Origin of the sequence: Burkholderia sp. Bp8986, from assembly GCF_003854225.1 — a bacterium.
Lineage (GTDB): Bacteria > Pseudomonadota > Gammaproteobacteria > Burkholderiales > Burkholderiaceae > Burkholderia.
Genome location: NZ_QTQM01000016.1, coordinates 119,141 through 142,881, shown reverse-complemented (window position 1 = coordinate 142,881; position 23,741 = coordinate 119,141). Strand labels below are relative to the sequence as shown.

The 23,741-nt window shown below is 67.1% G+C and carries 26 protein-coding genes and 1 pseudogene; 14 read left to right on the top strand and 13 right to left on the bottom strand.

Annotated features, from left to right (window positions below; all coding sequences use genetic code 11):
• Positions 1 to 159: pseudogene (locus DID99_RS17050) on the top strand (electron transfer flavoprotein subunit alpha/FixB family protein); the annotation flags it as partial.
• Positions 160 to 482: 323 nt separating this feature from the next.
• On the opposite strand, the gene DID99_RS17045 reads toward DID99_RS17050, so the two are convergent.
• Positions 483 to 1,769, bottom strand: coding sequence for a D-amino acid dehydrogenase (locus tag DID99_RS17045; protein WP_124571092.1), 1,287 nt, complete (start codon positions 1,767 to 1,769; stop codon positions 483 to 485).
• A gap of 145 nt (positions 1,770 to 1,914) precedes the next feature.
• Between DID99_RS17045 and DID99_RS17040 the strand changes: the two genes are divergently transcribed.
• Both DID99_RS17040 and DID99_RS17035 read left to right on the top strand, forming a co-directional pair.
• Entirely contained in the window at positions 1,915 to 2,403 is a 489-nt protein-coding gene (locus DID99_RS17040; RefSeq protein ID WP_044844820.1) for an Lrp/AsnC ligand binding domain-containing protein, read from the top strand.
• Positions 2,404 to 2,494: 91 nt separating this feature from the next.
• Positions 2,495 to 3,673 (top strand): PA0069 family radical SAM protein, encoded by a 1,179-nt coding sequence (locus DID99_RS17035; protein WP_124667191.1) that lies wholly within the window; start codon positions 2,495 to 2,497, stop codon positions 3,671 to 3,673.
• Positions 3,674 to 3,691: 18 nt separating this feature from the next.
• On the opposite strand, the gene DID99_RS17030 is transcribed toward DID99_RS17035, so the two are convergent.
• Complete coding sequence (locus DID99_RS17030; protein WP_044844818.1) at positions 3,692 to 4,159, bottom strand: NINE protein; 468 nt, start codon at positions 4,157 to 4,159, stop codon at positions 3,692 to 3,694.
• 111 nt (positions 4,160 to 4,270) lie between these two features.
• On the bottom strand, positions 4,271 to 5,410 hold the full coding sequence (locus DID99_RS17025) for a sorbosone dehydrogenase family protein (protein ID WP_124667190.1): 1,140 nt from the start codon (positions 5,408 to 5,410) through the stop codon (positions 4,271 to 4,273).
• Positions 5,411 to 5,563: 153 nt separating this feature from the next.
• Here DID99_RS17025 and rpsP point away from each other — a divergent pair, with 153 nt between their 5' ends.
• The 6 genes from rpsP (at position 5,564) to DID99_RS16995 (ending at position 9,690) form a co-directional block, all read left to right on the top strand.
• Positions 5,564 to 5,818: a 30S ribosomal protein S16 gene (gene rpsP / locus DID99_RS17020; protein WP_006476550.1), complete on the top strand. Its 255-nt coding sequence runs from the start codon at positions 5,564 to 5,566 to the stop codon at positions 5,816 to 5,818.
• Positions 5,819 to 5,860: 42 nt separating this feature from the next.
• A complete protein-coding gene (rimM, locus tag DID99_RS17015) occupies positions 5,861 to 6,538 on the top strand; it encodes a ribosome maturation factor RimM (protein ID WP_124487489.1) in 678 nt (225 codons plus the stop codon).
• Positions 6,538 to 7,332 (top strand): tRNA (guanosine(37)-N1)-methyltransferase TrmD, encoded by a 795-nt coding sequence (gene trmD, locus DID99_RS17010; protein ID WP_124487488.1) that lies wholly within the window; start codon positions 6,538 to 6,540, stop codon positions 7,330 to 7,332. Before rimM ends, trmD begins: the two co-directional genes overlap by 1 nt.
• A 133-nt stretch (positions 7,333 to 7,465) precedes the next feature.
• Positions 7,466 to 7,858 carry a 50S ribosomal protein L19 gene (gene rplS / locus DID99_RS17005; protein ID WP_006486838.1) on the top strand — a complete coding sequence of 131 codons (393 nt, stop codon included), beginning with the start codon at positions 7,466 to 7,468 and terminating at the stop codon, positions 7,856 to 7,858.
• Between the two features lie 87 nt (positions 7,859 to 7,945).
• Positions 7,946 to 8,632 carry a CoA pyrophosphatase gene (locus DID99_RS17000; protein WP_044844814.1) on the top strand — a complete coding sequence of 229 codons (687 nt, stop codon included), beginning with the start codon at positions 7,946 to 7,948 and terminating at the stop codon, positions 8,630 to 8,632.
• Positions 8,633 to 8,751: 119 nt separating this feature from the next.
• Positions 8,752 to 9,690, top strand: coding sequence for a CobD/CbiB family protein (locus DID99_RS16995; protein WP_044844813.1), 939 nt, complete (start codon positions 8,752 to 8,754; stop codon positions 9,688 to 9,690).
• Between the two features lie 75 nt (positions 9,691 to 9,765).
• Here DID99_RS16995 and DID99_RS16990 read toward each other — a convergent pair whose 3' ends face one another.
• From DID99_RS16990 to DID99_RS16980, 3 genes are read right to left on the bottom strand one after another with little or no spacing between them, the layout of a single operon-like run.
• Entirely contained in the window at positions 9,766 to 10,083 is a 318-nt protein-coding gene (locus DID99_RS16990) for a putative signal transducing protein (RefSeq protein WP_044844812.1), read from the bottom strand.
• Between the two features lie 59 nt (positions 10,084 to 10,142).
• Positions 10,143 to 11,084, bottom strand: a complete 942-nt coding sequence (gene rsgA, locus DID99_RS16985; RefSeq protein WP_040143718.1) for a ribosome small subunit-dependent GTPase A — start codon at positions 11,082 to 11,084, stop codon at positions 10,143 to 10,145.
• Positions 11,081 to 12,340, bottom strand: coding sequence for a M48 family metallopeptidase (locus DID99_RS16980; RefSeq protein WP_124487485.1), 1,260 nt, complete (start codon positions 12,338 to 12,340; stop codon positions 11,081 to 11,083). The genes rsgA and DID99_RS16980 overlap by 4 nt, the downstream gene beginning before the upstream one ends.
• A gap of 117 nt (positions 12,341 to 12,457) precedes the next feature.
• Here DID99_RS16980 and orn point away from each other — a divergent pair, with 117 nt between their 5' ends.
• Positions 12,458 to 13,078 (top strand): oligoribonuclease, encoded by a 621-nt coding sequence (gene orn, locus DID99_RS16975; protein ID WP_124487484.1) that lies wholly within the window; start codon positions 12,458 to 12,460, stop codon positions 13,076 to 13,078.
• 16 nt (positions 13,079 to 13,094) lie between these two features.
• On the opposite strand, the gene mog is transcribed toward orn, so the two are convergent.
• A complete protein-coding gene (gene mog, locus DID99_RS16970; protein ID WP_124571090.1) occupies positions 13,095 to 13,712 on the bottom strand; it encodes a molybdopterin adenylyltransferase in 618 nt (205 codons plus the stop codon).
• The gene (gene yjgA / locus DID99_RS16965; protein WP_311766332.1) at positions 13,696 to 14,301 is read right to left on the bottom strand and encodes a ribosome biogenesis factor YjgA; all 606 of its coding nucleotides are present in this window, start codon (positions 14,299 to 14,301) and stop codon (positions 13,696 to 13,698) included. Before yjgA ends, mog begins: the two co-directional genes overlap by 17 nt.
• 128 nt (positions 14,302 to 14,429) lie before the next feature.
• On the opposite strand from yjgA, the gene pmbA reads away from it, so the two are divergent.
• Positions 14,430 to 15,800, top strand: a complete 1,371-nt coding sequence (gene pmbA, locus DID99_RS16960) for a metalloprotease PmbA (protein ID WP_044844808.1) — start codon at positions 14,430 to 14,432, stop codon at positions 15,798 to 15,800.
• A 90-nt stretch (positions 15,801 to 15,890) separates the two neighbouring features.
• Here the strand turns inward: pmbA and DID99_RS16955 are convergent, their stop codons facing one another.
• The 3 genes from DID99_RS16955 to DID99_RS37305 all read right to left on the bottom strand — a co-directional run bounded on the left by DID99_RS16955 (position 15,891) and on the right by DID99_RS37305 (position 17,495).
• Positions 15,891 to 16,391 carry a dihydrofolate reductase gene (locus tag DID99_RS16955; protein WP_044844807.1) on the bottom strand — a complete coding sequence of 167 codons (501 nt, stop codon included), beginning with the start codon at positions 16,389 to 16,391 and terminating at the stop codon, positions 15,891 to 15,893.
• Between the two features lie 255 nt (positions 16,392 to 16,646).
• A complete protein-coding gene (locus DID99_RS16950) occupies positions 16,647 to 16,973 on the bottom strand; it encodes a hypothetical protein (protein ID WP_124667189.1) in 327 nt (108 codons plus the stop codon).
• Between the two features lie 123 nt (positions 16,974 to 17,096).
• Positions 17,097 to 17,495 (bottom strand): hypothetical protein, encoded by a 399-nt coding sequence (locus DID99_RS37305; RefSeq protein ID WP_185641329.1) that lies wholly within the window; start codon positions 17,493 to 17,495, stop codon positions 17,097 to 17,099.
• Here DID99_RS37305 and DID99_RS16945 point away from each other — a divergent pair.
• Complete coding sequence (locus DID99_RS16945; protein ID WP_124487481.1) at positions 17,475 to 18,872, top strand: sigma-54 dependent transcriptional regulator; 1,398 nt, start codon at positions 17,475 to 17,477, stop codon at positions 18,870 to 18,872. The genes DID99_RS37305 and DID99_RS16945 overlap by 21 nt on opposite strands.
• A gap of 42 nt (positions 18,873 to 18,914) precedes the next feature.
• A complete protein-coding gene (locus tag DID99_RS16940) occupies positions 18,915 to 19,886 on the top strand; it encodes a thymidylate synthase (protein WP_044844804.1) in 972 nt (323 codons plus the stop codon).
• A gap of 103 nt (positions 19,887 to 19,989) precedes the next feature.
• Here DID99_RS16940 and DID99_RS16935 read toward each other — a convergent pair whose 3' ends face one another.
• Both DID99_RS16935 and DID99_RS16930 read right to left on the bottom strand, forming a co-directional pair.
• Positions 19,990 to 22,527 (bottom strand): DUF6600 domain-containing protein, encoded by a 2,538-nt coding sequence (locus tag DID99_RS16935; RefSeq protein ID WP_124667188.1) that lies wholly within the window; start codon positions 22,525 to 22,527, stop codon positions 19,990 to 19,992.
• Between the two features lie 162 nt (positions 22,528 to 22,689).
• Positions 22,690 to 23,397, bottom strand: a complete 708-nt coding sequence (locus DID99_RS16930) for a helix-turn-helix transcriptional regulator (RefSeq protein ID WP_124571085.1) — start codon at positions 23,395 to 23,397, stop codon at positions 22,690 to 22,692.
• A 178-nt stretch (positions 23,398 to 23,575) separates the two neighbouring features.
• Between DID99_RS16930 and DID99_RS37300 the strand changes: the two genes are divergently transcribed.
• Positions 23,576 to 23,716, top strand: coding sequence for a hypothetical protein (locus tag DID99_RS37300; protein WP_185500387.1), 141 nt, complete (start codon positions 23,576 to 23,578; stop codon positions 23,714 to 23,716).
• The last annotated feature ends 25 nt before the right edge of the window (positions 23,717 to 23,741 follow it).

Below are 23,741 nucleotides of genomic sequence, written 5' to 3'. Positions count from 1 at the left end.
ATCTCGGGTGCGATCCAGCATCTGGCCGGCATGAAGGATTCGAAGGTGATCGTCGCGATCAACAAGGATCCGGAAGCACCGATCTTCAGCGTGGCCGACTACGGCCTCGTCGGCGATCTGTTCGCGCTCGTGCCGGAGCTTGTGAACGAGCTGGGCTGACGCTGCGTGACTTGATGCTTCGGCAGCAAGTCGTACGAAAGGGGCGCGATGAGCGCCCCTTTTTTTGTGCAATGGCAGAAGGGGCGGGGACGCATCTGTCTTCGATGCAGCGCATCGCCATCGCACCATGCCGTACGGAACAGTTTTTGTGCGAGCAGATTGGACCGAAGCATCGATCGCCGGAGCGAAGGGGCAACGCGCGTGCGCGTTGACGCAAGCCCCTTTCCGAGCCGGTATCGCATGCGCTGAAACGAAAAAGGCGCCCTGACGGGCGCCTTCTCCACTGATACCGACCGGCCTGCGTCGCCGCGGGCCGTCCCGACTTATGCGTATGCCGGGCGCGTCTGGCCGGCCACGTCCTTCAGGTAGCGATGCACCGACAGGTCGTCGGCCTGGATCGCCGGCTTCTTGCCCGAGATCAGGTCGGCGAGCAATTGGCCCGATCCGCACGACATCGTCCAGCCGAGCGTGCCGTGGCCGGTGTTCAGGAACAGGTTCGAGACCGGCGTGCGGCCGACGATCGGCGTGCCGTCCGGCGTCATCGGGCGCAGGCCCGTCCAGAAGGTTGCCTTCGACGTGTCGCCGCCGCCCGGGAACAGATCGTTCACGCACATTTCCAGCGTTTCGCGGCGCGCTGCGCGCAGGTTCTTGTCGAAACCGACGATCTCCGCCATGCCGCCGACACGGATGCGCTGGTCGAAACGCGTGATCGCGATCTTGTAGGTTTCGTCGAGCACCGTCGACACGGGGGCGGCCGCCTCGTCGACGATCGGCGCGGTGATCGAATAGCCCTTCAGCGGATAGACCGGAATCTTCATCAGGTTCGAGACGAAGCGGGTCGAGTACGAGCCGAGCGCGACGACGTACGCATCCGCGCGCACCGTCTCGCTGCCGCACTGCACGCCGGCGATCTTGCCGCCCGCGATCGCGAGCGCGTTGATCGGCGTGTTGTAGCGGAACTTCACGCCGAGCGATTCCGCGAGCGCCGCGAGGCGCGTCGTGAACAGCTGGCAGTCGCCCGTTTCGTCGCCGGGCAGGCGCAGGCCGCCGGTCAGCTTGTGCGACACGGCGGCGAGCGCCGGTTCGGCATTTTTCAGTTCGGCCGGCGACAGCAGTTCGAACGGCACGTTCGCTTCCTGCAGCACCGCGATGTCCTTCGCCGCGCCGTCGAGTTGCTGTTGCGTGCGGAACAGTTGCAGCGTCCCGCCCGTGCGCCCTTCGTACTCGATGCTCGTGTCGGCGCGCAGCGCCTGCAGGCAATCGCGGCTGTATTCGGCAAGGCGGACCATGCGGCCCTTGTTGACCGCATAGCGCTCGGCCGTGCAGTTGCGCAGCATCTGCCACATCCACTGGAGCTGGAAGCGCGTGCCGTCGAGGCGGATCGCGAGCGGCGCGTGCTTCTCGAACATCCACTTGACGGCCTTCAGCGGCACGCCGGGCGCGGCCCACGGCGCCGCATAGCCGGGCGAGATCTGACCTGCGTTTGCGAAGCTCGTCTCGAGCGCCGGGCCGGCTTCCCGGTCGATCACCGTGACTTCATGACCGGCGCGCGCGAGGTAATACGCGCTTGCCACGCCCACCACACCGCTGCCCAGAATGACGACTCGCATAGCTGCTCCAGATGGAAGGGATCAGGTCGAGGCCGGGCGCACCTGCGTCTCCGTGTAACCTCTAGCTGATCTAGTTTTTTGCGCTATGGTATTGTCGAATGTGTAGGTTTTGTTATCGTATTTTTCAGGTTTTCAGCATAAACAAATGAGAACGCAACGCCAGCCAGTACGCTCGCTCGACAAGCTCGACCGGCGCATCCTGAAACTGCTCCAGGACGACGGCCGGATGGCGATGAAGGACCTCGCGGAACAGGTCGGACTGACCGTCACGCCGTGCATCGAGCGCGTGCGGCGCATGGAGCGCGACGGCGTGATCACCGGCTACCACGCACGCGTCGATCCTCACCAGCTGGATGCCGCGCTGCTGGTGTTCGTCGAGATCACGCTCGGCCACAAGGGCGGCAACATGTTCGAGCAGTTCCGCCGCGAAGTGATGAAGATCGACGAGGTGCTCGAATGTCATCTCGTGTCCGGCGACTTCGACTACCTGATCAAGGCGCGGATCGGCGAAATGGCCGACTATCGCAAGCTGCTCGGCGACATCCTGCTGCAACTTCCCGGCGCGGTGCAGTCGAAGAGCTATGTCGTGATGGAGGAAATCAAGGAGACGCTGACGATTTCGGTCGGCGAATGAGCGCGGCCGGGGCCCGCTGCCGGCTCCGCTATCTCGCCCTTGGCATGCTGCACCCAATACTGTATAAATATACAGTATTGGGTGCAGGCGAATGGGTGAGCACATGGACGGTCGGTCCGACAACGAATTTCCGATAGCGCCGCCGGCGCCCCGCAAGGGGCGTGGTGCGGTCGACAATCTCCAGGGGCGGTACGAAACGGCGCTGCGCGAAGCGGTCGACGACGGCTGGACGCACGAATCGGGCGACGCCGATCTGCCTGCTCCGCTGCGCACCCAGGTGTTCGAGGAGCGCGCAAAGAGCATCCTGACGCACAACCAGTCGCCGGACATTCCGTTCAGCGTGTCGCTCAATCCGTATCGCGGCTGCGAGCATGGCTGCATCTACTGCTTCGCACGGCCGACCCATAGCTATCTCGGCCTGTCGCCGGGGCTCGATTTCGAGAGCCGAATCTATGCGAAGGTCAACGCGGCCGAACTGCTCGAGCGCGAGATTTCGCGCAAGCGCTACGTGCCGGAGCCGATCGCGCTCGGCGTCAACACCGATGCATACCAGCCGGTCGAGCGCGATCTGCGCATCACGCGCAGCGTGATCCAGGTGATGCACGATCACGGGCTGCCGTTCGCCGCGATCACGAAATCGTCGCTGATCGAGCGCGATCTGGATCTGCTGGCCCCGATGGCCGAGCGCGGGCAGGTGATGGCCGCAGTCACGATCACGACGCTCGACGCCGATCTCGCGCGCACGCTCGAGCCGCGTGCGGCGACTCCGGCGCGCCGGCTGCGTACGATCCGCGCACTGCGCGACGCGGGCGTACCGGTGGGTGTGAGCATTGCACCGATGATCCCGTTCGTCACCGAGCCGGACATGGAGCGTGTGCTGGAAGCCTGTGCGGAAGCCGGCGCGACGCACGCGAGCTACATCATCCTGCGGCTGCCGTGGGAGGTCGCGCCACTGTTCAAGAACTGGCTCTCCGCGCATTTCCCCGATCGAGCGGAGCGCGTGATGAATCGCGTGCGCGACATGCGCGGCGGGAAGGACTACGACTCGGATTTCTCGAAACGGATGAAGGGCGAGGGGATCTGGGCCGACCTGTTGCGGCAGCGTTTCCGTCAGGCCGTGAAGCGGCTTGGGTTGAACGAGCGCAGGAACGGCATTCTGGATCTGTCGCAGTTTCGCGGTGCGCCGGCGGCCGGGGCGGCCGCGCAGCGCGCGTTGGCGGGCGCAACTGGCGCGAACTCGCGCGACGACGTGCAGTTGAGCCTGTTCTGACCGACCCGCGTCGGCAGCTTACTGCGAGATTTGCTTCGCCGCTTCGACTTGCGACTCGAAATACGTCTGGAACGACAGCGCGAGCGCGGTCATCAGCAGGAACGCGCCAATCAGCAGCGAGAAGATCACGATGAAGATCACCGTCCAGCCTGACCGGCTGTGCTTGCCCGTGTCGGCATTGAATTGCGCGTCCCATTTCTCGTCGGGGCGCAGGCCGTAGACGAGCGCGGCGAGGAACGCGGCCAGCAGCGAGATCGCACCCGGCACGGCGAGCCACCAGCCGAGGCCGGCACTGCGCTGGGTCGCGGCGAGCAGCAGGAAACCCGGGATCCCGACGATCGTCGCGAGCAGGTGCGCCCAGCCGTACACGTCGCGCAAGCCGTACAGGTAGAAGCGGTGCGCGCCGAGCGAACCGAACAGGAACGCGAGGGCGGCGGTGAGCGTCTTGGAGCGGAAGCGGCGGGGCGATGCGGTGCTGCTGGACATGGGTGGCGGCGGATTATCGGTGGCATGGGCGGCCGGCAGGCCGGCGCAGGGCGCTCGGGCCCGGCACGCATTCTACGATGCCCGGTCGGGCCCGGTCATCCCTCGGCTGCGTCAAGGTGCCGCATAGGTGACACGGTAGATGGCGCCCGCGTAGTCGTCGCTGACGAGCAGCGAGCCGTCCGGTAGCGGCAGTACGTCGGCCGGGCGTCCCCACACGCTGCCGTCCGCGCGCAGCCAGCCCGTGATGAACGGCGTCTGGCGCGTATGACTGCCGTCGGCCGACACGACAGCGCGCATCACGCGGTAGCCGACCTTCGTGCTGCGATTCCACGAACCGTGCTCGGCAATGAAGATGTTGTTGCGATACGACGCCGGAAACATCGGCCCCGTATAGAAGCGCATGCCGAGCGCCGCGACGTGCGCGCCGAGTTTCAGCGCGGGCGGCGCGTAGCGCCGGCACACGTCGGGGCTCCCGAATTCGGGGTCGGGCGTGTCGCCGCCATGGCAGTACGGGAAGCCGAAATCGAGGCCCGCGCGCGGCGCACGGTTCAGCTTGTCGTCGGGCACGTCGTCGCCCATCATGTCGCGCCCGTTGTCGGTGAACCATAGCTCGCCCGAATCGGGGTGCCACGCGAAGCCGACGGTATTGCGCACGCCGCGGGCAAATACTTCGCGGTTGCTGCCGTCGGCGTGCATGCGTGCGATGATCGCGTATCGGCTGCGATCGGCGAGGCAGACGTTGCACGGTGCGCCGACCGGCACGTAGAGCTTGCCGTCGGGGCCGAACGCGATGAATTTCCAGCCGTGATGATGATCGGTCGGCAGCGCGTCCGTCACGACCGCCGGCGCGGGTGGCCTGGCGAGCCGGTCGTCGATGTGGTCGAGGCGCAGGATGCGCGACACGGCGGAGATATAGAGGGCGCCATCGCGATACGCGACGCCGACGGGCGTGTCGAGCCCCGACGCGATCACATGGCGGGCAGTGATCCGGCCCTCTTGCATCACGAAGGCATGCACGCGGCCTTCCCGCGAGCCGACATACAGGATGCCGCGCGGCGACCACGCCATTTCGCGGGCGGTCGGCACGGCATTGGTCAGCACGTCGACATGGAAGCCGGGCGGCACGACGAGTTCGTCCACCGGTGGCGCGGCGCAAGCCGCGGCGGATGCGAAAGAGGTGACGAGGCCGGTCAGCAAGCCTGCGAGGCGGTGCTGCGCGCGGCGCGCCGGGGTGACGCGAAATAGCGGCATGGCGGCGGGAAGCGTCGTGGACGCGACGATTGTATGCCTGGCGAACAGGGCGTCTGCGGAATTTTTGCGCGTAAGTGTTTGTTGTGGCTTTGGTTTCCGGCTATAATCGCACGTTTCAGTAGTTTCGAACCCGGTTTTCCCGAAGGATTTCATATGGTTATCATCCGTCTGGCTCGCGGCGGCTCGAAGAAGCGCCCGTTCTACAACATCGTTGCTACCGATTCGCGCAACCGTCGTGACGGCCGCTTCATCGAGCGCGTCGGCTTCTACAACCCGGTCGCTACGAAGGGCGAATCGCTGCGTATCGCTCAGGACCGCCTGACGTACTGGCAAGGCGTTGGCGCGCAACTGTCGCCGACCGTCCAGCGTCTCGTGAAGGAAGCGCAAAAGGCGCAACCGGCTGCCTAACATGGCGCGGTGTGCCGGTCGTGCCGGCTGCAAGGAGCATTGATGTCCGGTCACGATTCCGGTAACGCAAGGCGCGGGCGAGCGTCGTTTGGCGCATTCGTCCGCAAGCCGGTCGAGCGCGACACTGTCGCGAGCGCCGGTACGGCTGCCGAGCAGGGCAGTCTCGAAGCGGTGCAAGCCTGGCCCGACGATGCTGTCGAGGTCGGGGCAGTGGTCGACGCCTACGGCCTGAAAGGCTGGGTCAAGGTGGCGACGCATGCCGACGCCGGTCGCGGCGGCGATGCGCTGCTCACGGCGCGCCGCTGGTGGCTGGAACGGGGTGGGGAGCGGTTGTCCGCCCGCATCCTGCAGTCGAAGACGCACGGCGACACGGTCGTCGCGCATACCGCGGGTGTCAGCGACCGCGATGCCGCACTGGCTTTGCGCGGCTTTCGCGTGTTCGTGCGCCGGGAAGATTTCCCGGCATTGGCCGCGGACGAATTCTATTGGGTCGACCTGATCGGCCTCGAGGTCGTCAACGAGCAATCGGTGGCGCTCGGGACGGTGAGCGGGATGATCGACAACGGCGTGCATTCGATCATGCGCGTCGAGTATCCGGCAGTCGGCAAGGATGGTCGGCCGACCACCGACGAGCGGCTGATTCCGTTCGTCGGCGTCTACGTCAAGACGGTGGATCAGGCGGCACGTCGCATCGTCGTCGACTGGGAAGCCGATTACTAATGAACCAGGTTACGGAGAGCGCGGTGCAGTTCGACGTCGTCACGCTCTTTCCCGAAATGTTCCGCGCGCTGACCGACTGGGGAATCACCAGCCGGGCCGTGAAGCAGGAGCGCTTCGGGCTGCGCACCTGGAATCCGCGTGATTTCACGACGGACAACTACCGCACGGTCGACGATCGTCCGTACGGCGGCGGTCCGGGCATGGTGATGCTGGCCAGGCCGCTCGAGGCCGCGATCGGTGCTGCGAAAGCCGCGCAGGCGGAGCAGGGCGTCGCGAGCACGCGGGTGGTGATGATGTCGCCGCAAGGTGCGCCGTTCACACACGAACGTGCGGTGCGGATGGCGCAGGAGCCCGGTGTCATCGTGCTGTGCGGTCGCTACGAGGCGATCGATCAGCGTCTGCTCGACCGTTGTGTCGACGAGGAAATCAGCCTCGGCGATTTCGTTCTGTCCGGTGGCGAACTGCCGGCGATGGCGATGATGGATGCCGTCGTGCGCCTGTTGCCCGGCGTGCTGAACGATGCGCAGTCGGCCGTGCAGGACAGCTTCGCCGACGGGCTGCTCGATTGCCCGCATTACACGCGCCCCGAGGAATACGAGGGAATGCGCGTGCCGGACGTGCTGCTCGGCGGGCATCATGCCGAGATCGAGAAGTGGCGGCGGCAGGAAGCATTGAAGAATACGTTGCGGAAGCGGCCGGACCTGATCGTCCGGGCGCGCCGCGAGAAGTTGCTGAGTCGTGCCGACGAGGCGTGGCTTGCGAACCTCGCACGCGAAGCGAAGAACGCCTCCTGAGGCGGCGTCGCGGACGGGAAATGGCGGTGCCGTGCATGTGTGTGCGGTGCCTGATGTGAATCCATCCTCTATCGGGGCCAGGCCTGGAAACGGGCGGGTGCAAACGCCGACAAGATGGCATAAGGAGTCAGTAATGAATCTGATCGCAAAACTTGAGCAGGAAGAGATCGAGCGCGCGCTCGCCGGCAAGACGATCCCCGATTTCGCCCCGGGCGACACGGTGATCGTGAACGTGAACGTGGTTGAAGGTAACCGCAAGCGCGTTCAGGCTTACGAAGGCGTCGTGATCGCGATTCGCAACCGCGGCCTGAACTCGAACTTCATCGTCCGCAAGATCTCGTCGGGCGAAGGCGTCGAGCGTACGTTCCAGACGTACTCGCCGCTGCTGGCGAGCATCGTCGTGAAGCGTCGCGGTGATGTGCGTCGTGCGAAGCTGTACTACCTGCGCGAGCGTTCGGGCAAGTCGGCTCGTATCAAGGAAAAGCTGGTGTCGAAGGATCGCGCCGCAGCAGCTTCCCAAGAGTAAGAGCTGTAAGGAAAAAGCACCCACCCGGGTGCTTTTTTCATTCTGGCGCGACAATATGCTCGTTATGTCACGAACACGAGAGCCCCATTGAATCGCCGCCCCATCATTGATCCCGAAGTGCTGCCGGTTGAAGGCACCGGCGCGGGCCTGCCGTCCATCGAGTCCCGCCTGATGACGCCGCCCGGGCTGCGCGAGCGTTTTGCGCGCACGCTCGAATGGAGCGTCGAGCCCGGCGAGGCGCGGCTGCAGGAGGGCGTCGACCCGCGCAGCGCCGCCGTCCTCATCCCGCTCGTCGTTCGCGAGAGCGGCCTCACCGTGCTGCTGACCCAGCGCGCCGATCACCTGAACGACCATGCCGGGCAGATCAGCTTCCCCGGCGGCCGTCGCGAGCCGTTCGATCGCGATGCGACGGCAACCGCGTTGCGCGAGGCGAAGGAAGAAATCGGACTGGCCGCCGAGCCGGTGGAGATTCTCGGTGCGCTGCCCGACTACCTGACGGGGACCGGTTTCTGCGTGACGCCCGTCGTGGCGCTCGTGCATCCGCCGTTCACCGTGCAGGCCGACACGTTCGAAGTCGCCGAGATTTTCGAGGTGCCGCTCGCGTTCCTGATGAGCCCCGCGAACCACCAGGTGCGCGTGTTCCGCTGGGAAGGCGGCGAGCGTCGTTTTTTTGCGATGCCCTATCCCAGTGGCGAATCAGCCGGGCATTACTTCATCTGGGGCGCAACTGCCGGCATGTTGCGCAATCTCTACCGCTTTTTGGCAGCCGGCTGACTTCCCGCGCTGTGCGGCGCGCGCGGCCGGCCGCCGGGCGATCGCATCGTCAGCCATGCGTCGCTTACGCTGTGCTATCGTTATGCAAAAAATGACATAACTCCGAAGACGGCGCACGCATGACTTTCTTTTCGGTTCTCCTCGCTCTCATCATCGAACAGGTCCGCGCGTTGTCGCCGAGCAATCCGGTGTTCGCGCTGTTCCAGTTTCACGCGGAAACCGTCGCGCATGGCCTCGACGCCGGCAAGCAAAAGCATGGCGTGCTCGCATGGCTCGCGGTCGTGCTGCCGTGGGTGTTGATCGTCGCGCTGATCTACTTCCTGCTGTACAAGGTGAGCTTCGTGCTGGCGTTCATCTGGAACGTCGCCGTCGTGTATTTCACGCTCGGTTTTCGCCAGTTCAGCCACTACTTCACCGATATCCATCTCGCGCTCAACAACGACGACGTGCCGCGCGCGCGTGAAATCCTGCACGAGTGGACGGGCCTCGACACGGTCGACATGCCGGTCGGCGAAATCGTCCGTCATACGCTGATTCATGCGGTCGTTGCGTCGCATCGTCACGTGTTCGGCGTGTTCTTCTGGTACGTGCTGCCGATCGGTCCGGCCGGCGCCGTGCTGTACCGCATCTCCGAATATCTCGCGCGCAGCTGGTCGACGCCGGGCGACGATCGCACGGCCGCGTTCTCGACGTTCGCGCAGCGCGCGTTCTTCGTGATCGACTGGATTCCGTCGCGGCTGACCGCGCTCGGTTTCGCGATCGTCGGCAACTTCGAGGACGCGATCTACGCGTGGCGCAATCACACGCGTCAGTGGCCCGACCCGAACGACGGCGTGCTGCTCGCGGCCGGCAGCGGCGCGCTCGGCGCGCGTCTCGCGGGGCCGCTCGCGGAACCATCGAGCCTCGACGCACTGGCGGTCGGCGACAGCGGTCCGTTGACGGTCGGTGACGATTGCACGCCGCGCACGCTGCAGTCCGCAGTCGGCCTGGTGTGGCGCGCCGTGATCCTGTGGATGATCCTGCTGTTGATGCTGACGCTGGCCGTCTGGGTATCGTGACGCGGCAGCGCAGTGCGCGACGAAACGAAAAGGCCGGCTTCATGCCGGCCTTTTTGCTGTGTGTGACCCATTCGCTCAGTCGTCGAGCGGATCGCGTATGGCGCCACATTGCCAGCAGGCGGTGAACTGGGCCTCGAGCGCCTCGCCGCACTGACGGCAGCGCCACGGCGCGGCGCCGGCCGACGGGCCGTGCGACGCGGCATCGAGAAGCCGCCGCGCGAGCGCATCGTCGCGCTCGTCGTCGAGCCACAGCTCGGGCGTGCACGCGTCGGCGGGCAGGCCGCCGAGCGCACCGGTCGCATAGCAGTTGTGCAACTCGCAGCCGATGCCGGCCACCTGCAGCACGTTCGCCCAATGCTGCGCGGTGGCGAGATCGGGGGCCTTGAAACGCATCGCGGCTCCTGTCGGTGAAGGCCGGGCGGGGCACCGGCCGTCTTCTGCCCGCCGCGCGGTCAGCGGACGATCTGGCTTGCCTCGTGCACGAGCTGCGCGTAAAGCGCATGCCGCGACGGTGCAATTCGGCCGTCGGCGACGGCCTCGAGAATCGCGCAGCCCGGCTCGTGCAGATGATGGCAATTATAGAAACGGCAGTCCGCGAGCAGCGGGCGGAATTCCGGGAACGCGCGCTCGAGGCGGCCTTCCGTCAGGTGGTAGAGGCCGAATTCCTGGAAACCCGGCGAATCGATCAGCGCGCCGCCGCCGTCGAGCGGGTAGAGGCGCGTGAACGTCGTCGTGTGGCGGCCGCTGTTGAGCGCGGCCGAGATTTCGCGGGTCGCGGCCTCGGCATCGGGCACGAGCAGGTTCACGAGCGTCGACTTGCCCATTCCGGACTGGCCGAGCAGGATGGTCGAATGGCCGGCCAGATGCGGCATCAGCTGCGCACGCGCATCGTCGGGCGCGCCCTTCACCGACAGCTCGAGCACGTCGTAGCCGAGCGCGCGGTAGGGCGCGAGGCGCTCGCGGGCGACCGGCAGCGCGGCCTCGACGTCGATCTTGTTCAGCACGACGAGCGGCTTCAGTTCGTTCGCTTCGGCCGCGATCAGTGCGCGACCGAGCAGGTCCTCGCTGAAATAGGGCTCGGTCGCGAGCACGATCAGCAGCTGGTCGAGGTTGGCCGCGAACAGCTTCGACTTGAACTGGTCGGAGCGGTACAGCAGGTTGCGCCGCTCGCCGATCTCGACGATCACGCCCTGGTCAGCCGACGCCTGCTCGTACACGACGCGGTCGCCGACCGCGATCTCGCTTTTCTTGCCGCGCGGGAAGCACTGCAGCATCGGGCCGCCGTCGTCGGGCGCGACGATGTAGTGGCGGCCGTGCGCCGCGATCACGCGGCCTTCGACACGCGGCGCGCCCGACGCGCGCGGGGCCGGCTTGCGGGAGGTCGGCCGGCTCATGCGTGCTGCATCAGGCGGTCGATCCGCTGCGACGCGGGCGGATGCGAGTAGTAGAAGGCCGTGTAGACGGGGTCCGGCGTGAGCGTCGACGCGTTGTCCTCATAAAGCTTCACGAGCGCGCTGACGAGATCGTGCGCGTCGGTCTGGCTGGCCGCGAACGCGTCGGCCTCGAATTCGTGCTTGCGCGACGTCAGGCTGCTGAACGGAGTTGCAAAGAACAGGAACACGGGGATCGCGAGGAAGAACAGCACGAGCGCGGCGCCCGCGTTGCTCGTGTCGAGCGACGGCGTGACGCCAAGGCCCGTATAGAACCATGTGCGCTGCGCGAGCCAGCCGAGGAGCGCGAGCAGCACGAGGCTCAGCACGAACGACACGAGCATCCGCTTCATCACGTGGCGGCGCTTGAAGTGGCCGAGCTCGTGGGCGAGCACGGCCTCGATTTCCTGGCCCGTCAGCCGCGCGAGCAGCGTGTCGAAGAAGACAATCCGCTTCGATGCGCCGAAGCCCGTGAAGTACGCGTTGCCGTGCGCGGAACGGCGGCTGCCGTCCATCACGAACAGGCCCTTCGCCGCGAAGCCGCACCGTTTCATCAGCAACTCGATGCGCGTGCGCAGCGCTTCGTCCTTCAGCGGTTCGAACTTGTTGAAGATCGGCGCGATGAAGGTCGGATAGATCAGCAGCACGAGCATCTGGAACGCGACCCAGACGATCCAGGTCCACAGCCACCACAGGCTGCCGGCCTGGTTCATCAGCCACAGCACGACGAACAGCAGCGGCAGGCCGAGCACGGCGCCGAGCAGCGTGTTCTTCAGCATGTCGGTGAAGAACAGGCGCTTGGTCATCCGGTTGAAGCCGAACCGCTGCTCGATCCCGAACTGGCGGTAATACTCGAACGGCACGTCGATCACGCTCGTGATCGCGAGCACGGCGGCGACGAGCGCGACCTGCTGCCCGTAGCCGCGGCCGAACCAGCCCGTCAGCAGCGTGTCGAGGGCGCCGACGCCACCCAGCAGCGTGAGGCCGACCAGCACGGCCGCGCTGACGACGATCTCGAACATCGCCAGCCGGGTGCGCTCGACCGTGTAGTCGGCCGCACGCTGATGGGCGGTCAATGGAATGGTGGCGCTGAACTGCGCGGGCACGCTGTTGCGATGTGCGGCGACGAAGCGGATCTGCCGCGACGCGAGCCACAGCTTGGTGACGACCATCGCGAGCACGGCGATCGCGAACAGCAGGGTGAACGAAAAGGGTGACATCGAAGGCGCCAAAGGGTTCTATGCGAGAATTATATGTTCTTGCGGACCGGGCCCGCTCACGCGATGCCGGCCGCCCGGGCGGCGCCATGCGCCGTCCGCCATTTTCCAGGATGACTCATGACCGATACCGCCGCTTCCGCCAGCCAGTCCGCGCTCGTGCGCAACGAGTTGAACCTCGTCTGGCTCGACATGGAGATGACCGGCCTCGACCCGGATAACGACCGCATCATCGAAATCGCGGTCGTCGTGACCAACTCGACGCTCGACATCGCGGTGGAAGGCCCCGTGTTCGCGATCCACCAGAGCGACGAAACGCTCGCGAAGATGGACGACTGGAACAAGTCGACGCACGGCCGTTCGGGGCTGATCGACCGCGTGCGCGCGTCGACCGTGACCGAGGCGGACGCCGCCGCGCAGTTGCAGGCGTTCCTCTCGCAGTACGTGTCGCCCGGCAAGTCGCCGATGTGCGGCAACTCGATCTGCCAGGATCGCCGCTTCATGGCGCGCTGGATGCCGGAATTCGAACGATTCTTCCACTACCGCAACCTGGACGTCAGCACCCTCAAGGAGCTGTGCCGCCGCTGGCAGCCGGCGATCTACAAGGGCTTCCAGAAGCGTGCGATGCACACGGCGCTCGCGGACATCCACGAGTCGATCGACGAACTGAAGTACTACCGCGAGCATTTCCTGATTCCGGCCGCGTCGGCGCCGGCAGGCGAGTCCGCGCCGGCCGCCTGAGCGGGCCGGCACGCGCTCAGCGTGGCGCGCGCTGCGCGCTCTTCGGCCGGAACGCCGCGACCACCGCGGCGTCGGTCTCGATGTACGGGCCGCCGATCAGGTCGATGCAGTAGGGCACCGCCGCGAAAATGCCGGGCACGGTCGACGCGCCGTCGGCGTCGCGCAACCCTTCGAGCGTTTCCCGGATCGACTTCGGCTGGCCGGGCAGGTTGATGATCAGCGCCGCGTGGTCGGCCGTCTCGCGAATCACCGCGACCTGCCGCGACAGGATCGCGGTCGGCACGAAATTCAGGCTGATCTGCCGCATCTGTTCGCCGAATCCAGGCATTTCCTTCGTCGCCACGGCCAGCGTGGCTTCCGGCGTCACGTCGCGCCGCGCCGGGCCGGTGCCGCCCGTCGTCAGCACCAGATCGCAGCCGGCGACGTCGACGAGTTCGGCCAGCGTGGCGGAGATCGTCGGCGCGTCGTCCTGGATCAGCCGGGTTTCGGCGCGCCATGGCGAGCGCAGCGCGCCGGCGAGCCATTCCTGGAGTGCCGGGATGCCCTTGTCCTCGTAGATACCCGTGCTGGCGCGGTCGCTGATCGACACGAGGCCGACCACGAGTTCGTCCGGGTGGTTACGCTTCGTCGTCATGGTCGTCTCCGGCGTCGTCCGGCGCTTCGTCTGCCTCCGCCTCGTCGGTGCCGCTCGCGGTCTTGATCCACTGGAACAGCTCGCGGAAATAGCGCGGCGGCTTGCCTTGCTGCGCTTCCTTGCGCGCGTTGCGGATCAGCGTGCGGCCTTCCTGGATGTCGGCTTCGGGGTGCTGGCGGAGGAACTCGGTCAGCGCGTCGTCGTTCGCGAGCAGCTGTTCGCGCGTGCGCTCGATCCAGTGCAGGCGGGCGGTCGCGGCCTTGTTCACGCCTCGCTGGGCGTCGAGCGCGGTGCGCAGCGCGGCCGTTTCGTCGTCGGTCAGCGAGCGCATCACGCGGCCGACGTACTGGAGCTGGCGGCGCTTGCCTTCGTGGTCGGTGATCCGGCGTGCCTCGCGCACGGCGTCCGCGAGGTCCTCGGGCATCGGCATGCGCTTGAGCGCGTCCTTCGGCAGGTCGACCAGGGCCTGGCCGAGCTCCTGCAGCGCGTGCATCTCGCGTTTCAACTGGGATTTGCTGGGGCGATCGTAGCCATTGCCGGCGTCGTCGTCGGCGTGCTCGATCGGCTGGATTCGGGTTTTGCGTGTCATGGGCGGCATTGTATCGCGGCGCGGACGCCCCAAGCTTGTCGGTATATGGCCCCGGACCTTGCTATGATCGCGGGATACGCAACATTTTGACCATGCGGGCGGATCGCCCGCCACCGGATATCACGACGATGGCAGCCAATCTCGACGTACAAGCGCGCTATTTCCCGCACACGCAGGACCAGCTCAAAGAAATTGCCTCGGACATCCTTCGCCATGCGAAGGCGCTCGGCGCGACGGACGCCGCGACCGAAATCTCCGAAGGCGACGGCCTGTCGGTGTCGGTACGCCGCGGCGAGGTCGAGACGATCGAACACAACCGCGACAAGATGGTCGGCGTGACGGTGTTCATCGGCAAGAAGCGCGGCAACGCGAGCACGTCGGATTTCTCGCCGGCCGCGATCAAGGATACCGTCGCCGCCGCGTACAACATCGCGCGCTTCACGGCCGAGGACGACGCGGCCGGCCTCGCCGAGGCCGAACTGCTCGAAACCGACCCGCGCGACCTCGACCTCTATCACCCGTGGGCGCTGACGGCCGACGAGGCCGTCGAGCTCGCCCGCCGCGCGGAGGACGCCGCGTTCGCGGTCAGCCCGCAGATCCGCAACTCGGAAGGCGCGAGCGTGTCGGCGCAGCATTCGCAGTTCGTGCTCGCGACGTCGCGCGGTTTCCTCGCCGGCTACCCGTACTCGCGCCACTACATCGCGTGCGCGCCGATCGCGGGCACCGGCCGCCACATGCAGCGCGACGACTGGTATTCGTCGAAGCGCAGCGCGGTCGATCTCGCGGCGCCGGAAGCCGTCGGGCGCTATGCGGCCGAGCGTGCGCTGGCGCGGATGGGCGCGCGCCGTCTCGACACCCGCAAGGTGCCCGTGCTGTTCGAGGCACCGCTCGCGGCCGGCCTGCTCGGCGCATTCGTGCAGGCCGTCAGCGGCGGCGCGCTGTACCGCAAGACGTCGTTCCTCGTCGACAGCCTCGGCAAGCCGGTGTTCGCACCGCACGTGCAGGTCGTCGAGGATCCGCACGTGCCGCGCGCGATGGGCAGCGCGCCGTTCGACGAGGAAGGCGTGCGCACGCGTGCGCGCAGCGTCGTCAACGACGGTGTCGTCGAAGGCTACTTCCTGTCGACCTATTCGGCGCGCAAGCTCGGCACGCAGACCACCGGCAACGCGGGCGGCTCGCACAACCTCGCGCTGCGCAGCTCGAACACGCAGCCGGGCGACGATTTCGACGCGATGCTGAAGAAGCTCGGCACGGGCCTGCTGCTGACCGAGCTGATGGGGCAGGGCGTGAACTACGTGACCGGCGACTATTCACGCGGCGCGGCCGGCTTCTGGGTCGAGAACGGCGTGATCCAGTATCCGGTCGAGGAAATCACCGTCGCGAGCACGCTGCAGGAGATGTTCCGGCATATCGTCGCGATCGGCGCGGATTCGATCGTGCGCGGTACGAAGGAAACGGGCTCGGTGCTGATCGAGCAGATGACGATCGCCGGGCAGTAAGCGGCGCGGCATCGGCCGCCAGGAAACGAAAAGCCCGACCGGCGTTCATGAGCCGGTCGGGCTTTTTTGTCGCGTGCCGCGTGCCGAGTGTCAGCCGCGCTTGCGCTCGTACACGACGAACGCATAGCCGAACGTATTGGGCGTGGCGGCCTGGTGCGGGTCGCGCGAGACTTCGCGCCAGTGCGCGGGATCGGGCGCCGGGAACGACGCATCGCCGTCGAAGTCGGCATCGATCTCGGTGACGACCAGCTTGTCGGCGAGCGCGAGGCCTTCCGCATAGAGTTGTGCGCCGCCGATCAGGAATGCTTCGGGCGCGCCGTCGCGCGCGGCGAGCGCGAGCGCGTCGGCGAGCGACGTGACCGTGTCGCAGCCGTCGAAGCGGCGCGCTGCGTCGCGCGTGACGACGATATTGCGGCGGCCCGGCAACGGCCGGCCGATCGACTCGTGGGTCTTGCGGCCCATCACGATCGGCGCGCCCATCGTCGTGCGCTTGAAGAACGCGAGGTCCTCGGGAAGTTTCCAGGGCAACTGGTTGTCGCGGCCGATGATGCCGTTGCGGGCGCGCGCGACGATCAGGGTCAACGTCGTCATGAAGATCGGGGGAAGAGGAGAACCGGAATGGCGCCGATTCTACCGGAATGGCGGCGCGAGACCGCGCCGGGGCGGATGCGCGGGCGTAGGTGCGGCGTTTGCTCCGTGATGTCCTGAATAAAAAGAGTGCCCGCCGGGGGACGGACACAAAAAACGGTTCGCGTCGCGAAGTCGACGCTACAGGAAAGGACCTGCGCCGTTCATTTTATTCTGTAATCCTCATCGATCAAGCGGCATGATGGAGTCGTGTGCGGATTATTGATGCATGCGGTTCCCTGCGTGTCCTTCCATAGCATGCTGCGCGTTGCCGGGGAGCGCCACAGGAATCGGTATCGGCAGCCGGGCCGGCGGGACGAGCTCGTCCCACAGCGTCACCGACGACTTGTCTGACGAACTCGCTCGCGGCGCGGCGACGGGCATGATGCGGAAGCGGTGGTCCTGTTGCATGCGCGGCGCGTTATCGGCAAGCGGCATCGCGCGTTCGGGCCTCGTGCTTTCTTCCGAGCGTGCCGGCATGAAGTGGCAGGCGAGTGCGAATGCAATCGTCATCTGCACACAAGACTGCAAAAAAACTGTTCGCATGGCCGCCTTCTCCCGATCCGTTACGCGTTCAGCGAAATGCATGCCATCGGGCGAAGCGCATTGCCGCGTCTGCGATTTGCGGGGAAGCGTCGTGACTTGCGATCGAAAACGCCGGGAAATGTTTCAGGCGTGAAACGAGGGGGCTCGGGAATACTGCGGATTCAATCGATACGCTTCAAGGATGAAAATTTGCGCGTGTGTCGATGCAGGTACGCGTCGCTGCGCGTTTCTATGTGCAGATGATTGATCAACGTCGACCACTGAGCGATTCGACCGTTCGCTCATCCGCGCTGCAATCGGTTTGTCGTATTCGGCGCCTATAACTAAGCTGTCTTGATCAAAAAAATAACTGGACGCGAGATGAGCGCCATCATGCGAGGCCTGTCGTCGCCGCGCATCGGCATGGCGAATCGAGCCGCTTCGGCTGACCCGGTTCGATCCTTTTGCACGCGACTTGGCGTGTACGGCAATCGTTAGACGGTTGATGAACGGGGTGAGCATATGGGAGCCGAGCAGCGGCATGTGATCTACTTCTCGCGCGAGCCGAACGACGCGTTGCGCGGGCATTTCGACGAATGCGGGTGGCGCGTCGATCTTGCGGAAAGCGCACGCGACGTGCGGCGTGTCGTGCAGCACGGCGTGGCAACGGCCGGCCTGCTCGATTTCTCGCCGGGTTTTCGGCCCGCGGATCTGCGCGAACTCGAAGCGTGTCTGAGCATCCAGCACATCGGCTGGATCGCGGCGACCCGGCGCGGCCAATTGCAGGACGCGACGCTGCGGCATCTCATTCGTGACTATTGCTTCGACTACGTCACGATGCCGTACGAGGCGGCGCGCATCGTCGAGACCATCGGCCACGCGCACGGCATGATCGCGCTGACCGAGCCGGTAGCCGCACCCGTCGGTGCCGGACGCGCCGAAGGCGAGATGGTCGGCACCTGCGACGCGATACTCGGGCTGTTCAGGACGATCCGGCGCGTGGCGACGACCGATGCGCCGGTGTTCATCTCCGGCGAATCGGGTACCGGCAAGGAACTGACGGCCGTGGCGATCCACGAGCGCTCGGCGCGCGCGCAAGCGCCGTTCGTCGCGATCAATTGCGGTGCGATTCCGTCGACGCTGCTCCAGGCCGAACTGTTCGGCTATGAGCGCGGCGCGTTTACGGGCGCGAACCAGCGCAAGATCGGCAGGGTCGAGGCCGCGAACGGCGGCACGCTGTTTCTCGACGAGATCGGCGACCTGCCGCTCGAGAGCCAGGCGAGCCTGCTGCGGTTCCTGCAGGAAGGCAAGATCGAACGGCTCGGCGCGCATGTATCGGTGCCGGTCGACGTGCGCGTGATCTGTGCGACGCACGTGGACATGGAAGCGGCGCTGCGCGAAGGGCGGTTCCGCGAAGACCTGTTTCATCGGCTGTGCGTGTTGAAGATCGAGGAGCCGCCGCTGCGCGCACGCGGCAAGGATATCGAACTGCTGGCGCGCCACATGCTCGAGCGTTTCAAGGGGGATGCGCATCGCCGCCTGCGCGGCTTCTCGCCGGACGCGATCGCCGCGCTGTACGGCTATTCGTGGCCGGGCAACGTGCGCGAGCTGATCAATCGCGTGCGCCGCGCGATCGTGATGTCGGAGGGCCGGATGATTACCGCGGCCGATCTCGAACTCAACGAATTCGCGGTACTGGCGCCCGTCTCGCTCACCGAGGCGCGCGAAGCGGCCGAACGGCAGGTGATCGAGCAGGCGCTGCTGCGTCACCGCGGCCGGTTTGCCGACGCGGCGCGCGAACTGGGCGTGTCGCGCGTCACGCTGTACAGGCTGATGTGCGCGCATGGCATGCGCGATCGCGGCGACCCGCTGGGCGGGTTTTCGGCACCGTTGCCGGAGGTTCAGCATCACGCTTGCTAGAATTGGCGGGTAACGGTCGCCCTCGCGGCCGAAGGAACCCGCATGAAACAGTACCTCGACCTCGTTCGCACCATCCTTGACACCGGCACCTGGCAGGAGAACCGCACGGGCATCCGCACCATCAGCATGCCCGGTGCGATGCTGCGGTTCGACCTGCAGCAAGGTTTCCCGGCGGTCACGACCAAGAAGCTCGCGTTCAAGTCCGCGATCGGCGAACTGGTCGGTTTCCTGCGCGCATCGCGCAGCGCGGCCGATTTCCGCGCGCTCGGCTGCAAGGTGTGGGACGCGAACGCGAACGACAACGCACAGTGGCTCGCGAACCCGTACCGCCAGGGCGTCGACGATCTGGGTGACGTGTACGGCGTGCAATGGCGCCAGTGGCCCGGCTACAAGGTGCTCGACGCGGGCGCCGAGGCGCAGATCGCCGACGCGACGCGCCGCGGTTTCCGGATCGTCACGCGTTTCGACGAGGACGGGGTGCCGAAGGTGCTGCTGTACAAGGCAATCGACCAGCTGCGCCAGTGTCTCGACACGATCATGGAGAACCCGGCCGACCGCCGCATCCTGTTTCACGCATGGAATCCGGCCGTACTCGACCAGATCGCGCTGCCCGCCTGCCATCTGCTGTACCAGTTCCTGCCGAACGTCACGAAGCGCGAGATTTCGCTGTGCCTGTACATCCGCAGCAACGATGTCGGGCTCGGCACGCCGTTCAACCTGACGGAAGGGGCCGCGCTGCTGTCGCTCGTCGGCCGGCTGACGGGCTACACGCCGCGCTGGTTCACGTACTTCATCGGTGACGCGCACATCTACGAGAACCAGCTCGACATGCTGCAGCAGCAGCTCACGCGCGAGCCGTACGACAGCCCGCGGCTCGAAATTGCCGAGCGCGTGCCGGACTATGCGAAGACCGGTGTTTATGCGCCCGAATGGCTCGAGCAGATCGAGCCGTCGGATTTCTCGCTTGTCGGCTACCGTCACCATGAGCCGCTGACCGCGCCGATGGCGGTCTGAGCCCGGCCTGCGACGGCGGCGGGTGAGGCGACCCGCGCCAGGCAGCATGAAGAAGGCCCGACCGGCATTCGCCGGGTCGGGCCTTGCCGTTTCAGCGGTCGGATTACTGGTGGCGCCGCTCGTCGTGGCCGCCGGGCGGCGGATTGCCCGGGTGGGGCGCCTCGACGTGCGGCGCCGGTTGCGGCCGCGGTTCCATGCGCGGCGCGGGCATGGACGGCCGCGGTTCCATGTGCGGCGCGGGCATCGACGGCCGCGGCTCCATGCGCGGGGCCTGCGGCTGCGGTCGCGGCATGTCATGCACGGCGGGCGCGGGCGGACGGTACTCGTTCACGTGCGCCGGCGCGACTTCGCGGCGCGGTGCCGGTTGCGCGAATTCGGGGCGCGGTTGCGGTGCCGGAGCGGTCCGCTCGGGCCGCGGCTGCGCATGCTGGGCCGGTGCCGCGAAATCGGGGCGCGGACGCTGCTGCGGAATCTGCGCGGTCATGTCGAGTCGCGGTTGCGGCAACGCGCGCGGCGTTTCCTGCCGACGGCCGGGCTGCGTACCGGGCGTGGCTTCCGGATGCGGGACCGGCGCCGCGCTGCGCACGGGCGGCAGCGCGTTCTGTCCGGCTGCGTGGAGTGCCGTCGGCGGCGTCGGGCGCTGACGCTCCATCGGCGTGTGCGGCTGCATCCACGCGGGCGCGGGCGCCGCGGCCGCATGCGTGTTGTCGCGCCCGGCCGGCTCGTTGGCGGCCGCCGGCGGATGCGGGACGCCATTTCCGGGACTCAACGCCTGATGCGGAGCCGGATGGCCCGGCGCCTGCGGCATCGCACCGTTGGCGAAGCGCGGCGCATTGGGGGCTTCGCCGTTCATCGGTCGTGCGCCGTTCGCCACGACCGGCATCGGCGCACCAGGCCGCGCGACCTGGGCCGGTGCCGGCTGGCCGTCGCGTGGTGCGTGCGCCGGTTGCACGACGGGACCGTGCGGATTCACGAGCTGCACGTTGCGCATCGCCCACGCACCGGCTTTCGGGTTGCCCGGAACGCGGACCGGGCGCGCCTGGTAGTCGGCCGGCACGCTCGTCCTCGCGACCGGTGCGCCTGCACCCGGCACGTGCTGGCCCTGCCGGGCGAGATGCGCGGCCGCCTGGTCACGATAGGCGGCCGGCACGGCCGGATTGCGCGTCGCGACGAACGTGTGCTGTCCGAGCGCCGCCGGCGGACGGTAGCTGGCCGTGCGCAGTCCGCCGGTCAAGCTCTGGCGTACCGGCGCAATGCCGGGCGTGCCCGGCATCACGTGCGCGTTGCGCCACTGCTGCGGATCGACGCGTTGCGCGAAGTGCGCGACCGGCTGGCCGTGCACGAACGCGGACGCCGGCACGGCCGTGATCGCATGCGGCGCGCGGAAATTCACGTACGTCTTGTTGATGTTCGTGATGTTGGTGATGTTCGTCATGTTCACGGTCTTGTTGACCGTCACGTTGTTGACCACGATGTTCCGGTTCACGCGATCGTAGTAATGCGGGCTCCAGCCGCCCCAGCCGGGATGCCAGGGTTCGCCCGGACCAAGTGCGAACCATGCGCAGCCGGCCGCCGCGACGCCGCCGACCGTCAGCGCGACGCTCCAGTCGGGACCGCCGCCGCCGCCCACGAAGGCGACGAGCGCCGGCGCGTAGACGGGCGGCTGGCTGACGACCATCGGGCCGGGCACCCACGCCCAGCTGTCGTCGACATAGGCCCAGCGGCCGTAGTGATACGGCGCGAAGCCCCACGGCGCATCATCGACCCAGGTCCAGCCCCACGGCGCCTGCCAGATCCAGTGACCGTCGTGATACGGCGCCCAGTCGGCGGGCGTGTCGTTCGGCACCCAGACCTCGCCGTAATTCGGGGTTTCGCGCCACGTGCCGTTCGCGTCGAGATCCTGATAGCCGGGCACGTCGCGCGATACGTAGCGGGCCGACACCGAGCGCTGCTCGGCCGCATCGCGGCCGGCGGCCCACTGGTCGAGCGCATCGGGAGCCGGCGCGGCCGATTGCTGCGCGACCTGCAGGTCGGTGCCGGTGAACACGACCTGCTGTCCGGGCGACAGCGGATACTGCCCGTTGCTGCCGTAGACGGTCGCGCTGCCGCTGCGCACGGTGACCGTCGTGCTTGCGCCATTCGGCGCGACGTCGACGCGATAGTCGCCCGGGCCCGAGATGCCGAGCGCGAGATTGGGCGTGTCGATTTCGTACGACCCGCCGGACGGCAGATCGCGCACGTGCGTCGATACGGTGCCGAGCCCGACCTTCAGCTGCGTCGTGGTGTCGTCGAGGTTCAGCACCGACAGGCTCGTCGATTCGCCGAGTCGCACCGCGGTCGAGCCGATGTGCAGTTCCGAGCGCGCGCCGGCATCGTTCCACAACTGGTCGCCGGTCGTCAGCGGCCGGTTCACGGCGGCGTACGACCACGTATCGGTGCCGGCGGGCTCCGTCGTCACGACACCCGACTTGTAGTTGAGCCGCGCGACGCGGCTCGGCGGATCGCCGCCCGGTTGCCGGGCGGCGGCCGCATACGCGGCGGCCTCGGTCGTTTGCGCGAATGCGGTGGGCACGGTCGCCAGCGCGGCGAACGCGAGCAGCGAGCAGCGGGCGGTTCGCTTGAGCGTGAACAGGGAAGCCATGATGAGCGTCTTCGTCGTTATCGCGGCGCGTCGATTCGTGCCGTTGAATTCACGATATCCGCTCGGCCTGTTTCAGTGCTCGGTGTTTTGTAAGTCGGATGGCACGCGATGTAACAAAACCTGTCCATCGCGCGCCGTTGTCGTCCCGTCGCAATGTACGCGTCAAGCGGACGTAAGCCAGTCGTCGAAAACCTGCTGTCCGGGCACGGTGACGCGCAGCACGCGCGGCCGTGCGGTGCGCTCGATCCAGCCGTGGGCGCAGAAGCTGTCGAGCAGTGCCGCGCCGAGCGCGCCGCCGAGATGGGGGCGGCGCTCGCTCCAGTCGAGGCAGCCGCATGCGAAGCGGCGGCGGCGCATGCGCTGCTGCGCGACGTCGATGCCCCAGTGCGCGAGCGCCCGGGTGCCGAGCTCGGTGGCTTCGATCGCGTCGCCGTCCGCCTGCAGCCAGCCGCGTGCGGTGAGCCCGTCGAAGATGCGGACCGCGAGTTCGCCGGCCATGTGGTCGTAGCAGGTGCGCGCGTAGCGCAGTTCGGCCGGCACCGCGCGCGACGGCGGCGGCACCGGACGGTTCGGCGCGGCCGCGCGGGCCACGTTCGCGAGCGCCTCGAGCGACGCCGCGATGTCGGCCGACGCGAGCCGGTAGTAGCGGTGCCGGCCGCGCACGTCGAGCGCGAGCAGGCCGCCTTCGGTCAGGCGCGCGAGGTGCGCGCTCGCCGCGGACGGCGACAGCCCCGCGATCATCGTCAGTTCGCCGGCCGGCCGCGCGCTGCCGTCCATCAGCACCCACAGCATCGCGGCGCGCCCCGGATCGGCGATCAGGGCTCCGATTCGGCTCAGGCCCGGAAAGTGGTGGTCGTCTTGATCGGTCATCGTCGTGTCTCGTCAGGCGGAATGACTGCAGTGTAGGTGCTGCGCACATTCGATGTTTCGTGTTCGGGTGAAATGTCGGATGCGGCGGGGCGGTGCGCGACCCGCGGTCGCCGGCCGCGCACGCGTAGAATGGCCGGACGCGGCGGCAGTGGGCCGCCGGATGCGACACGATGCAACGATGAAGACGATTTTCTGCCTGTTGGCCGCCGCGTTCCTTTGCGCGGCCTGTGCGCAGGGCGGTGCAGGCGCCGCCGGCGAGCGGGGCGGCAGCCTCGAGATGTACGGGACGATCGATCAGGGCATCACGGTGCGCCGCTGACGGACGTCGATCGCCAGTGCCGATG